The sequence below is a fragment of the Flavobacterium quisquiliarum genome (assembly GCF_019308285.1).
GTDB lineage: Bacteria > Bacteroidota > Bacteroidia > Flavobacteriales > Flavobacteriaceae > Flavobacterium > Flavobacterium quisquiliarum.
The window spans coordinates 127,882-140,700 of the sequence record NZ_WWEM01000033.1 but is presented as its reverse complement, the minus strand read 5'-3'; the positions used below and the strand labels follow the sequence as shown (position 1 = coordinate 140,700).

General features: G+C 33.5%; 11 protein-coding genes. 4 read left to right on the top strand and 7 right to left on the bottom strand.

Going from position 1 to position 12,819, the window contains the following annotated elements:
- Positions 1-98 precede the first annotated feature (98 nt).
- From era to GSY47_RS15905, 4 genes are all read left to right on the top strand, one after another.
- A complete protein-coding gene (era, locus tag GSY47_RS15920; RefSeq protein ID WP_179001194.1) occupies positions 99-980 on the top strand; it encodes a GTPase Era in 882 nt (293 codons plus the stop codon).
- 44 nt (positions 981-1,024) lie between these two features.
- Entirely contained in the window at positions 1,025-1,621 is a 597-nt protein-coding gene (locus tag GSY47_RS15915) for a CHAP domain-containing protein (protein ID WP_179001192.1), read from the top strand.
- Positions 1,622-1,913: 292 nt separating this feature from the next.
- Positions 1,914-3,224 carry a ribosome biogenesis GTPase Der gene (gene der / locus GSY47_RS15910; RefSeq protein WP_179001190.1) on the top strand — a complete coding sequence of 437 codons (1,311 nt, stop codon included), beginning with the start codon at positions 1,914-1,916 and terminating at the stop codon, positions 3,222-3,224.
- A 156-nt stretch (positions 3,225-3,380) separates the two neighbouring features.
- The gene (locus GSY47_RS15905) at positions 3,381-6,134 is read left to right on the top strand and encodes an outer membrane beta-barrel protein (RefSeq protein ID WP_179001188.1); all 2,754 of its coding nucleotides are present in this window, start codon (positions 3,381-3,383) and stop codon (positions 6,132-6,134) included.
- A 168-nt stretch (positions 6,135-6,302) separates the two neighbouring features.
- On the opposite strand, the gene GSY47_RS15900 is transcribed toward GSY47_RS15905, so the two are convergent.
- The 7 genes from GSY47_RS15900 to GSY47_RS15870 all read right to left on the bottom strand — a co-directional run bounded on the left by GSY47_RS15900 (position 6,303) and on the right by GSY47_RS15870 (position 12,773).
- The gene (locus GSY47_RS15900; RefSeq protein ID WP_179001186.1) at positions 6,303-7,040 is read right to left on the bottom strand and encodes a DUF2490 domain-containing protein; all 738 of its coding nucleotides are present in this window, start codon (positions 7,038-7,040) and stop codon (positions 6,303-6,305) included.
- Between the two features lie 165 nt (positions 7,041-7,205).
- Positions 7,206-9,752 (bottom strand): TonB-dependent receptor, encoded by a 2,547-nt coding sequence (locus tag GSY47_RS15895; RefSeq protein ID WP_179001184.1) that lies wholly within the window; start codon positions 9,750-9,752, stop codon positions 7,206-7,208.
- Between the two features lie 245 nt (positions 9,753-9,997).
- Positions 9,998-10,411: an RrF2 family transcriptional regulator gene (locus GSY47_RS15890; protein ID WP_012023964.1), complete on the bottom strand. Its 414-nt coding sequence runs from the start codon at positions 10,409-10,411 to the stop codon at positions 9,998-10,000.
- Between the two features lie 93 nt (positions 10,412-10,504).
- Positions 10,505-11,335 (bottom strand): TPM domain-containing protein, encoded by an 831-nt coding sequence (locus tag GSY47_RS15885; protein ID WP_179001182.1) that lies wholly within the window; start codon positions 11,333-11,335, stop codon positions 10,505-10,507.
- A 3-nt stretch (positions 11,336-11,338) separates the two neighbouring features.
- Positions 11,339-11,776, bottom strand: coding sequence for a TPM domain-containing protein (locus GSY47_RS15880; RefSeq protein WP_179001180.1), 438 nt, complete (start codon positions 11,774-11,776; stop codon positions 11,339-11,341).
- Positions 11,777-11,821: 45 nt separating this feature from the next.
- Entirely contained in the window at positions 11,822-12,406 is a 585-nt protein-coding gene (locus GSY47_RS15875; protein WP_095953569.1) for a LemA family protein, read from the bottom strand.
- Between the two features lie 34 nt (positions 12,407-12,440).
- The gene (locus GSY47_RS15870) at positions 12,441-12,773 is read right to left on the bottom strand and encodes a MerR family transcriptional regulator (protein WP_091492704.1); all 333 of its coding nucleotides are present in this window, start codon (positions 12,771-12,773) and stop codon (positions 12,441-12,443) included.
- Positions 12,774-12,819 lie beyond the last annotated feature (46 nt).

Here is a 12,819-nt window from a genome sequence, read left to right as displayed (position 1 = left end):
ACGCCGATTTTTTAGAAATGCAACGAAAACTTTAAAAAATGTTTTATTTCCTGTATTGACTTGATATGATTACCTTTGCAGACTAAAATATTACGCAAATGTCACATAAAGCAGGTTTTGTAAACATTATCGGAAATCCAAATGTTGGAAAATCAACACTGATGAACGCTTTCGTTGGAGAGCGATTGTCAATTATTACATCAAAAGCACAAACTACTCGTCATAGAATTCTTGGAATCGTAAACGGAGAAGACTTTCAATTGGTATTGTCTGATACCCCTGGAATCATCAAACCAGCTTACGAAATGCAGGAATCGATGATGAACTTTGTAAAATCAGCTTTTGAAGATGCTGATATTTTAATTTACATGGTCGAAATAGGCGAGCAAGATTTAAAAGATGAAGATTTCTTCAAGAAAATTATTCACGCTAAAATCCCTGTTTTATTGCTGTTAAATAAAATCGATAATTCGAATCAGGAACAATTAGAGCAGCAGGTTTCTTTCTGGAAAGAAAAAGTACCAAATGCAGAAATTTTCCCAATTTCAGCTTTACAGAACTTTAACGTTCCAGAAGTCTTCGGGAGAATTGTAGAATTATTGCCAGAATCTCCGGCATATTATCCAAAAGATCAATTAACAGACAAACCAGAACGTTTCTTTGTGAATGAAACCATCCGTGAGAAAATCTTATTGAATTACGCTAAAGAAATTCCGTATGCAGTTGAAATCGTAACAGAAGAATTTTTTGAAGACGAAAAAATTATCAGAATTCGTTCTGTAATTATGGTGGAGCGCGATACACAGAAAGGAATTATTATCGGACATAAAGGTGCCGCTTTAAAGAAAGTAGGAACCGATGCACGTGCCGATTTGGAGAAATTCTTCGGAAAACAAATTCACATTGAACTTTACGTAAAAGTGAATAAAAACTGGAGAAGCAACGCCAATATGCTGAAACGATTTGGTTATAATCAGTAGTTTTTAATTGTTTCAAGTTTCAGGTCTTAAGTTTAAACAAACAAATGAAAATTAGAAAAATTACGCTTTTAATTGTTTCCATTTTGGTTTTGGGCTACGCAGGATTAAAAGTAGTAAAGAAAATAAATCTAAATTCCGATTATAAAATAGGTCAGGCGCTGGATAGCTTAAATGGAGTAAAAGTTTATTATAACGGAGGAGTAGATCATATCGCAGGAAGAAACGTTACAAAAGATAATTACAATTTAGGACTTAAATATCAGTGCGTTGAATTTGTAAAACGTTATTATTACGAACATTACAAACATAAAATGCCTGATGCTTACGGACATGCAAAGGATTTTTTTGATCCAAGAGTAAAAGATGGGGAATTGAACTCAAAAAGAGATTTAACTCAATATACAAATCCAAGTAAAGAGAAACCTGAAGTTGGGGATTTGATGATTTTTTCAGGATCAATATTAAATAGATTTGGACATGTTGCGATAATATCCAAAGTTTCTGAAAATGAAATCGAAATTATTCAGCAAAATCCAGGGCCATTTAATGATTCCAGAGAGAAATTTGAATTAGAAAAGGAAAAAGGCTATTATAAAATCAAAAATGAAAGGCTTTTGGGTTGGCTAAGAAAAGAGAAATAATTAAACGTTCTCGAAACCTTAAATCCTAGCCCAGATAGGAGCGACATCCTTTTTCTGGTCTCGTTTTTTTATAACGAGACCAGAAAAAGATATAGCGGATAGCTGGATTAGCTCCTGAAAAATAACAAGAAAGTGATAAAAAACTTAGGTACTTAGAAACTTAGCGTCTCAGCAACTTTTTTTAACTACCTTTGCAAAAAATTTAAATAAGGCATTTTGGATTTATAATTTATTGTGATTTAGTCAAAAACGAAATCGGAATTGTGAATCTAAAATCTAAAATTCAAAAAAAATGAGTAATAACATTGTTGCGATAGTAGGAAGACCTAATGTGGGGAAATCAACCCTTTTCAATAGGCTGATACAAAGAAGAGAAGCTATTGTAGATTCAGTATCTGGGGTTACCCGTGATAGAAACTATGGTAAAAGCGAGTGGAACGGAAAAGAGTTTTCTGTAATTGATACCGGTGGATACGTTCGCGGATCCGATGACGTATTTGAAGGTGAAATCCGTAAACAAGTAGAGCTTGCTATCGACGAAGCCGATGTTATTATTTTTGTGGTTGATGTTGAAGAAGGAATTACGCCAATGGATGAAACCGTTGCAAAATTACTTCGTAAAGTAACAAAACCAGTTTTATTGGCTGTAAACAAGGTTGATAATGCAATGCGTGAAAAAGATGCGATTGAGTTTTATAATCTTGGTTTAGGAGATTATTTCACTTTCGCAAGTATTTCTGGAAGTGGAACAGGAGATTTGTTAGATGCTTTAATCGATGCATTTCCAGAGAAACCAGAAGTTGAGGTTAAAGAAGATTTGCCTCGTTTTGCAGTTGTAGGTCGCCCGAATGCTGGAAAATCTAGTTTCATCAATGCTTTGATTGGTCAAGATCGTTATATTGTAACTGATATTGCAGGAACAACTCGTGATGCTATTGATACTAAATTTGACCGTTTTGGTTTCGAATTCAACTTGGTTGATACTGCTGGTATTCGCCGTAAAGCAAAAGTAAAGGAAGATTTAGAGTTTTATTCTGTAATGCGTTCTGTACGTGCAATCGAACATGCCGATATTTGTATTTTGGTTATCGATGCAACTCGTGGATTTGAAGGTCAGGATCAGAGTATTTTCTGGTTGGCTGAAAAGAATAGAAAAGGAGTTGTAATCTTAGTAAACAAATGGGATTTGGTAGAAAAAGACACCATGTCAACTCGTGATTACGAAGAAAAAATCAAAAAAGAATTAATGCCTTTTACAGACGTGCCAATTTTATTCGTTTCGGCATTAACAAAACAACGTTTGTTAAAAGCATTGGAAGCTACGGTTCAGGTTTTCGAAAATAGAAAACAAAGAATTTCAACTTCAAAATTCAATGAATATATGTTGAAGGTAATCGAGGCTTATCCGCCGCCAGCAACAAAAGGAAAATATGTGAAAATTAAATATTGCATGCAATTACCAACAGCAACACCGCAATTTGTGTTTTTTGCTAATTTACCACAGTATGTAAAAGAACCTTATAAACGATATCTGGAAAATAAAATTAGAGAACAATGGGATTTTTCTGGAGTTCCAATAGATATCTATATTAGAGAAAAATAAGATGATAAAGTCCCATAATAGGGGACTTTTTTATGTTTAGTGTCTACAAAATTAGAAGATCAGTTTTTTATTGGCATTATATTTGAATAAATGTGAAAAACACAATTAAACCTTTTGCATTTTTTAAAGTCTTAATGCTCTAACTAACCTAATTTTATGACCAAAATTTATTCATTTCTATTGTTTTTAGCTTTTGTTTATTCGGCAAATGCCCAAAATAATATCGTTATTAAAGGTACAGTGGTTGATATCAATACACAGCTTCCACTTGAACTTGCTACCGTTTATTTTACCACCGTAAAAGATTCTACTATGATTGAATATGCTACGACGGATAAAAACGGAAATTTTATTATCAATACTAAAAAGTTTGAAAAACCAGTTTTCTTAAAAGTAAATTACACAGGATACCAAGCTTATTTCGAAGAACAAAAAGGACTTACAGAAAGTAAAGACTTTGGAAAATTGTATATGATTGAAAATGCTAATGTTTTAAACGAGGTAATCGTGAAATCTGAAGCACCACCAATTACCATTAAAAAAGATACTTTAGAATTTAATGCCCCTTCCTACAAAGTTCGCCCAGATGCGAATGTTGAAACATTATTGAAGCAATTACCTGGATTTGATGTTGATAATTCTGGAAAAATCACGGTAAATGGACGAGAAGTCAATCAGGTTTTAGTGAATGGAAAAGCATTTTTTGATAAAGATGGAGCTATTGCCATTAAAAATCTTCCTGCAGATATCATTAAAAAAGTTCAAGTTTCTGACTTTAAAACAAAGAAAGAAGAATTGGCTAAACAAGAATCGACTTCAGATTATTCAAGTATTAATATCACTATTGACGAAAAGAAAAATAAAGGATATTTTGGAAAAGTTCTTGGCGGATATGGTTCGGACGAGCATTATGAAAGCAGTTTGATGATGAACTTTTTCAAAAACAAACAAAAAATTAGTGTTTTAGCTTCTTCCAATAATATTAATTCAACTGGCTTTTCGATGGATGAGGTTTTTGATAATATGGGAGGCGGAAGAAATGCAAAAGGAGGCCAGGGTGCGAGCAGCGGCGGTAGAGGAATCACACAATCTACTTTAGCTGGTATTAATTATTCTGACGATTGGACGAAAGATTTGGAGTTTATGAGTAGTTACAATTTTACGAATGCGGTAACTAAAAATGATAGTAAATCGAACCAAGTTAGTTTTTTGCCAACAGGAAATATCGTAACAGAGGCTGATTCTAAAACCAAAAATGAAAATACGGGGAATAATGCCAATTTTCAACTGGAATACAAAATCGATCCGACAATGCGTCTTGTTGTGGCTCCAAATTTAAATCAGTCCAATTCGACTAATAATAATTCTTCTTTTACTTCTTCAGTAGATGAAAATGGTGAAGCACTAAACGAAAGTACATCTAGCTCTCATTCTACAGGATCTAATACGAATTTTGCGAACAGCATTAATTTTAATAAAGTATTTGAAAAAAAGTCACGAAATCTAAGTATTGTTTTTAATAACAATAATTCAAAAAATAGCTCGAACGGAATTAATATTTCTGAAACTATTTTTCATCAGGATGGAAAACCGAACGATGAGAGAAATCAGAATGCAAAAAACACTTCAAAAAGTGATACTTATGCAATTGATTTAGAATATACAGAGCCAATTACAGATTCGCTTCGTGTACGTTTTGGAACCGATTTTAACTGGCAAAATTCTATAAATGATCAGAAAACGTTCAATTTTGATGAAGATACTGATCAATATTCTGATTTGAATTTATCATTGACAAATTATACAACTTCAAAGCAGAATTCAATTTCTCCAAAAGTTGGGATCACTTTACAGAAAAGTAAATTTACACTGAATTTAAACTCAAGAACTTCAATTGTGGAGTTTGATAACCACTCTTTTTATTTGAATCAAGCAACTGATTTGAATAAAAGATATCTGCTTCCTTATGGAAATGCGCAGCTTCGATACAAATTTAATAGATCAAAGAATTTGACTTTCAAATATGATTATTCTAATGCGCTTCCGTCAGCAACCCAGTTAATGCCTGTAGCCAATTTAAATAATCCATTAAATAGTGTAATAGGTAATCCAGATTTAAATCCGATTGAAAAAAACAGTGCAGGAATCGACTTTAAAAACTTTGATTTTAGAACACGTTCAGGGTATAGTGTTTACATTAGAGGAGATTATTATAATAATGACGTAGTTTCAACTTCAATTTACGATGATAGCGGGAAAAGAAATACGACTTATGTGAATATTTCAGGAACTTATTCGACATCTATTGGTGGAAACTGGAATCAGCAGATTAAAAAAGATGCGCATACTTTACGTTACGGCTTGCGTTTAAGCGGAAACTATAATTTTGATAAAGGATTTACAAATGCAGAATTGTATAGTGCCAAATCAATTGTCGTAACACCAAGTGTTTATGCTTCTTACGATTATGGGGAAGTACTTTCTATCGCACCATCTTATAGCTTATCATACAACGAAACACGATATGAGAATTTTTCTAGAGATGCAACTTCAAATGTAATTCACAGAATAAACCTGCAAACCACTTCATATTGGCCGGCAAATTTAATTTTCGGAAATGATTTTGGATATACTTATAATTCGAACATTTCAGGTAATTTTAAAAAGGATTTCTTTCTTTGGAATACCAGTTTATCTTATGGTTTCTTAGATAAAAAATTATATGCAAAAGTAAAAGTATATGACGTTTTAAATCAGAACCAAAGTGCAACAAGAACTATTTCTGCAACTTCGATTCGTGATGAGGAAAATACAGTTTTAAAACGCTATGTAATGTTTTCTCTAGCATATAAAATTGGAAACTTCGCTGAAAGTAAAAAAGGAGGAAGAGGAAGACAGAGAGGATTCTAGTAGCAAAGTTACAAAGTCACAAAGGGAGAAAGAATAAAAAAACGGCAAATCATACAATGATTTGCCGTTTTTTTATAGTAAAATCTAAAATCTAAAATCTAAAATCTAAAATCTAAAATCTAAAATCTAAAATCTAAAATCTAAAATCTAAAATCTAAAATCTAAAATCTAAAATTTCCGATTAATTCTATGGTAAACGGTAAGTCGAATAATATCTCGATCATAAAAATCTACGCCACTGGCACGTCTTTGAAAGTTTTTGATGTAACCTAATTCTAAACCAAGATTAGGAGTGAAGTGATAGCGTAATGCTGTATAAAAACGGTTTTGATCGAAAGTGTTTCTCTTGTTATCTTTTCCATAATTGAATAAAACTTCATCAGATATGGTACCTTTTAAACTGCTTTGCTCTTTTTCCCAAAGCGTAAAGGTAGATTGCAGCCGATATCTAAATCGATAAGCAAATGAAAAATCGTTTAAAAGACCATTTTTGTCTGCTTTCTGAATAAAACGTTCTTCCAATTGAAAACGATTATGAAAAGTTATTTTAGCAATATCATTAATAAGAGTCAAATCTTGCTGTGCACGATATTCTGGAATAGAATAGTCAGGATCAACATTTGGGTTTTGTGTATTGATATTAAAATAAGCAAATCCTGCACCAAAATCCATTAATTTAGTTGCTCTGTAACGAACTTGAGACCTAATGACAAAAAGATTCTCATGAATAGGATTTAAAAAACTTCGATTATCAAATTCAGAATGAATGGCCCATTTTTCACTTAAAGGAAAGATATTATAATAACGAATCCAGGTCAGTGTCTGCTGATCGGTCTTCTTTATATTTTGTGCTGATAAAATGGGACCAGCTAAGATTAAAATAAGTATTAATTTGAAAATCTTCATTCAATCAATAAAATTCAGGCTGCGAATATAGAAAAACGAAAACTGAATTACAGAAGAATAAAAATGGTTTTAAAATTTAATTTGTGATTTTGATCTTTTGCAAAATAAAAAACGAGATACAATTAAGCATCTCGTTGATTTAGTTTTTAGTTCTAATTTTTTATTTTATAAACTGTATTTTAATGTAACTCCATAAGTTCTTTGATCACCTAAAACTCCTGCATATTGTCCAGCATTTCCACCTGCTGGTAATAGCTGCTCATAGTAATCTTTGTTTAACAAGTTACGTCCCCAAAAGTGAACAGATAAACCTTGTGAAGCACGGAAACCTAAACGAGCATTAAAAATAGCATAACCTTGTACAACCAAATATTTAGAAGCTGAAGGGCTTGATGAAAACTCAGAACGAGCATAAGAATCAACCGCTAAGAAAATTTTTCCTGCATTTCCAAAGAATTTAGCACGATCAGAAAGTTCTCCTCCTAAAGATCCTGCCCATTTTGAAGCACCTGGAAGTGCTGTCCCTGAAACATCTTTAAATGATACTGGAGCTCCAGTTTCTTCTAACGGAAGTGGCGCGTTTGTAAATTTCACATACTTACCATCTGTATAAGTTGCAGCTCCATTAATAGTTAAGTGCTCGCTAAATACAAAACTTGCATCTACTTCTACACCTTGTACACGTACTTTATCAGCATTCGCCAGATAACCACGGTTTACACCCAATTCAGCGGCCTGAACGTTAGTTTGGAAATCATTTATATCCGTTTGAAATAATGCTAAATTGAAAATTGAATTTCTGAAAGGAGAAGTTTTTACTCCAACTTCATAATGATATACTTTTTCGGGTTTAATAACAGCCAATTCAAGAAGCGGTTGTCCCGCCGAGTTTGTTGGAAGCCCCGCAACGTTTACACCAACTGGTTTGTAGCTTTTTGCAAAAGTTCCATAAGCATTGATTTTATCCGAAGCTTTAAAAGTAACTGTAATGTTCCCTGAAAAGTCTGTGTTATCAATAGCAGAATCAAATGCCTGATCAGAATATACTTGTTTTTTCAAAGCCAATAACGCTGGATCTGTTGTTTGTAAACCTCCGTATGTTGTACGAGCATAATGTGCATCTTTTTTATCAAAATTATAGCGCAAACCTGGTAAAACATGTAGACGATCTGTAATAGCCCAGTCAATTTGACCAAATACTGCAGCACTTGAAGCTCTAATATTGGCATCTGTTTTAATTCCGTATCCTTCAAAAAGACCTGGAGTTTTCCATAGAGCACTTGTTGAACTTTGTGCGAATCTCCATTGTGCATTTCCAGATTCTTCTGTTCCATCAGTTTGCGATGTTTGATCGATAAAGAATACTCCAGCAACACCACTTATTTTCGAAGTAATTTGTCCAGCGTAACGAACTTCTTGTGTAATCTGTGTTTGTCTTGTTGGGTTCTGAGATTTAGCTAATACTTGTAATCCTGTAAAATCTCTATCATTCGACGGATCCCAATTCCAGAAACGCCATGCCGTTGTAGAAGTAAGAGTTCCACCTCCAATTTTAGTATCAACATTCAAAGAAAAACCTCCCATATCTTGATTTGATCTCCATGGAGTATCGTGATCAATTTTACGATCAAAAGCATTTAAGCTTGGTAGCTGATAATTTAAATCGGCAATGATGGCATCAAACTGTCTGTAAGCTGCTCTCTGTGTCGGTGCAACACCTGCAATAACTTGTGCATATCCGTCAGGGCGTTGTGTTGTGATGTCAGCAGCAAAAATAACATTGGTGTTTACAGTTGGAGTCCAAAGCAATTGTCCTCTAATTCCTTGGTTGCTTAAAGTATTTGTAGGTCTTCCAGTTGCAACGTTGTCCACTAAACCATCGCGAGAAGTACCTGAAAAAGATATTCTACCGGCAACTTTACTTCCTAAAGCTCCAGTAACAGATGCTTTAGCCTGCAAGAAAGAATAATTTCCATAGCTAAGTTCAAAATCAGCACCAGAAGTAAAACTTGGTTTACGAGTTGTAATATTAAAGGCTCCAGAAGTGGTGTTTTTTCCAAACAAAGAACCTTGTGGGCCACGTAAAACCTCGATTTGTTCTACATCGATAAAATCAAGTGTTGTAGCAGCTGGACGGGCAAAATATACTCCATCAACGTAGAATCCAACTCCCGGATCAATACCGTCATTGGTTAATCCGAAAGGAGAACCTAAACTTCTAATGTTGATTCCAGTATTTCTTGGGTTCGAAGAATAAAGCTGAACAGATGGTACTAATTCTTTAATGCGGTTTACGTTAAAAGCACCCGTTTGTTCTGCTTGCTTTCCTGTAATTACAGAAATAGCAATTGGCACATCTTGAACTTTTTCTATTCTTCTTCTAGAAGAAACCACAACTTCGACAAGTTCGTTTTCTTCTTTAAGGGCAACCTGAATTGGATTTACAGGAATTGCAGTCAATTCGATTTCTGTTGTTTTGTATCCAACATATTGAATTAAAAGAGTCAATGGCAGTCTTCCTTCAGAATCGATGACGAACTTACCGCTGTTGTCTGTGATAGCGCTATGAGTAGTTCCTTTAATTACCACGTTTACTGCTTCTAAAGGAATGTTTTCACTTGTTGTAACTACACCTTCAATATTTTGTGCAAATGAGATAGAGAAGGTTAAAAAAGATAATATTGTAAAGATATTTTTTATAGATGCTTTCATTTTTATATTAAGTATATATGATTAGTAGAGTTTAAAAATAAATTTTTTAACAGCACATACACATCATACATGAATTGCCAGAAGCAGTTCTGAAAAGCTTAGTTTTATTTTGCAAAAGTTTTGTAACACCCGAGGGATTAAAATGTACTTTCATGAGATAGAATTTTGTTATTGGTTTGTTAATTATTTTTTGCAAATATATATAATTAATTCTATCGATTTACTAGGGATTATAAAATATTTTTTTATTTCTTTACTAATGAAGCGATTGTAATGCCTTCCATAGCCTTCAAAGTTTTGTCTCTAATTAGCATTAAACCGTGACGCAGACTGCATTCAGACTCGGTTTTACAATCGGAGCAAGGCTCGTAAAAATTTAGTGAAGCACATGGCAAAAGAGCAATTGCACCGTCAAATAATCGGTGAATTTCTGCCAAAGTAATGTCATTTTTGGATTTAATTAGATAGTATCCACCAAATTTCCCTTGCTTACTGCTTACAAAACGGCCGCGTTTCAGATCCAATAAAATCTGTTCTAAAAACTTTTTAGGAATATTGGCTCCATCAGCAATTTCTACAGTTCTAGAAATGTGATTTTCGTCTTGTTCTGCTAAATAAAGTAAGGCCTTAAGGGCGTATTTTGCTTTATGTGATAACATCTATTAATAAATTGTAAAATGTAAATGTATGATTTTTTAATATTGAAACCTAAACTCGAAGTCTGAAACAAAGAAAATTAGAAACATACTAAATTACCAGCTTCCTCCAGAACCTCCTCCAGAGAATCCGCCACCGCCAAATCCACCGCCGAAGCCACCGCCACCGCCAAAACCACCTCCAGATGATCCGCCACCGAAACCGCCAAATCCACCTCCGCCGCTTCTTCCAAGATTACTTAGAATGATAACATCAAGTAGGCTAGGACCACCGCCATTGCTTCCAGAATTTCCTCCTCCTCCTCTTTTATTTCGGGAAAGAAGGATTAAAACAATAACGACAATAACGATAAATGGAAAGATTGGAAAGTCTTGTCCTTTGGCTTTTTTACGTTCTCCTTTGTATTTTCCTTTAAAGACATCGAAAAGTGCATCTGCCCCTTTGTCAAGTCCTCTATAATAACTTCCAGCTTTAAATTCAGGAATAATTATATTTCTAGTAATTTCTCCGCCAATTCCGGCAGTTAAACGATCTTCTAATCCATAACCAGGAGAAATCCATATTCTTCTTTCCTGTTTAGCTAATAAAATTAAAACACCATTGTCTTCTTTTGCTTGGCCAATTCCCCATTCTTGAGCCCATTTTGGCGTAAGAATACCAATATCCTCACCTTTTAAGCTTTCGATAGTAATAACTACAATTTGAGTAGAAGTAGAATCGGAATAACGAACTAGTTTTTCTTCTAATTGTGTTTTTTCTGAAGCACTTAAAACATTAGCGTAATCATAAACAGAAGTTTGGAAATCAGGTTTTTTCGGGATATCAAATTGTGCAAAAATAGTATTGCAGATAAAAAACGCGACAAACAAAAAGGTTAACTGAAAAATTCTATTGGAATTTGAGATTTTATTTTTGGAATTTTTCATCATTTATCCTTTTGAAATTTCGTTTGATAATTCGTTGATATCATCCTCCTGAGAAGGGAAATATTTTTTCAATTGTTCTCCGGCATTTAAGATACCGTCAACAATGCCTTGTTTAAAGTTTCCAGCTTTAAAATGATTTACCATAACATCTTTGGTACAATCCCAAAAATCATCAGATACTAAATCATTAATTCCTTTGTCGCCACAAATTACAAAGTTTTTGTCCTCAACTGCAAAATAAAGCAATACGCCATTTTGCAATTTAGTTTCATCCATTCGTAATTCATGAAAAACTTCTAAAGCTCTGTCATAATGAGCTTTAGAAGTTGTTTTTTCTATATGTACTCTAATTTCGCCAGAAGTATTATTTTCAGCCATACGAATAGCTTCAACAATTTCGTACTCTTCTTCTTTGGTTAAAAAATCTTCTACTTTTGACATGGAAATGATTTTAGAGTTTATATTATAGATTGTTTCTAGAACTTTTTAGAATTTTACTTCAACTGGTTTATCTGCACCTGTAGAAGCTTCAAAGTATGGTTTTTCTTTGTATTCGCTCAAGAACCAGTTGTTTGGAATTTTCAAAACATATCCGTTGTAAACTTGTACGGCCTCATTAAAACGAGTTCTGGCAGTTAAAATCTGATTTTCAGTACTTGCTAATTCGTCTTGTAATTTCAAGAAATTTTCATTTGCTTTCAAAGTTGGATATTGCTCCACCGAAACCAATAATCTTGATAATGATGAGCTTACGCCGCTTTGGGCCTGATTGAATTCCTTTAATTGTTCTGGAGTTACATTACTTGGGTCAATTGTTACAGAAGTAGCTTTTGCACGAGCTTCGATTACAGCTGTTAAAGTTCCTTTTTCAAAGTCAGCAGCTCCTTTTACAGTGTTTACTAAATTCCCAATAAGATCATTACGTCTTTGGTAAGCCGTCTGAACATTTCCCCATTCTTTGTTTACAGCTTGACTGTGTTGTAAAGCAGTATTTTTAATACCAATCGACCAAAATGCGATAATAGCAATAAGTGCTATAATAATTCCTACAGGGATTAACCACTTTTTCATATTTGTTTTGATTTAAGTTTATTTCAATTTTTAATTACAATTCGTTTTTGATGTCGTTCAATTGCGTTTTTATGGACTCTAATTTACGTATTATTTCGAATTTATCTAACGTTTTCTTTTGTCCTTCTTTTAAGTGTATTTTGGCGCCTTCAAGGGTAAAACCTCTCTCTTTTACAAGATGATAGATCAATTGCAGGTTGGTAATATCTTCGGGTGTGAACATTCTGTTTCCCTTTGCATTTTTTTTAGGTTTTAGAATATCAAATTCGCTGTCCCAAAATCGTATCAAAGAGGCATTGACATTAAAAGCTTTGGCTACTTCGCCAATACTGTAATATCTTTTGTCTTTAGAAAGTTCAATATGCATGATTTGTTTTTTACTATTTTACTTCAAAAATACTATTTTTTCGCAA

Excerpts from the sequence above, each read along its gene's own strand:
- era (WP_179001194.1), top strand. The coding sequence starts at position 99 with ATGTCACATAAAGCAGGTTTTGTAAACATTATCGGAAATCCAAATGTT.
- GSY47_RS15915 (WP_179001192.1), top strand. The coding sequence starts at position 1,025 with ATGAAAATTAGAAAAATTACGCTTTTAATTGTTTCCATTTTGGTTTTG.
- der (WP_179001190.1), top strand. The coding sequence starts at position 1,914 with ATGAGTAATAACATTGTTGCGATAGTAGGAAGACCTAATGTGGGGAAA.
- GSY47_RS15905 (WP_179001188.1), top strand. The coding sequence starts at position 3,381 with ATGACCAAAATTTATTCATTTCTATTGTTTTTAGCTTTTGTTTATTCG.
- GSY47_RS15900 (WP_179001186.1), bottom strand. The coding sequence starts at position 7,040 with ATGAAGATTTTCAAATTAATACTTATTTTAATCTTAGCTGGTCCCATT.
- GSY47_RS15895 (WP_179001184.1), bottom strand. The coding sequence starts at position 9,752 with ATGAAAGCATCTATAAAAAATATCTTTACAATATTATCTTTTTTAACC.
- GSY47_RS15890 (WP_012023964.1), bottom strand. The coding sequence starts at position 10,411 with ATGTTATCACATAAAGCAAAATACGCCCTTAAGGCCTTACTTTATTTA.
- GSY47_RS15885 (WP_179001182.1), bottom strand. The coding sequence starts at position 11,335 with ATGAAAAATTCCAAAAATAAAATCTCAAATTCCAATAGAATTTTTCAG.
- GSY47_RS15880 (WP_179001180.1), bottom strand. The coding sequence starts at position 11,776 with ATGTCAAAAGTAGAAGATTTTTTAACCAAAGAAGAAGAGTACGAAATT.
- GSY47_RS15875 (WP_095953569.1), bottom strand. The coding sequence starts at position 12,406 with ATGAAAAAGTGGTTAATCCCTGTAGGAATTATTATAGCACTTATTGCT.
- GSY47_RS15870 (WP_091492704.1), bottom strand. The coding sequence starts at position 12,773 with ATGCATATTGAACTTTCTAAAGACAAAAGATATTACAGTATTGGCGAA.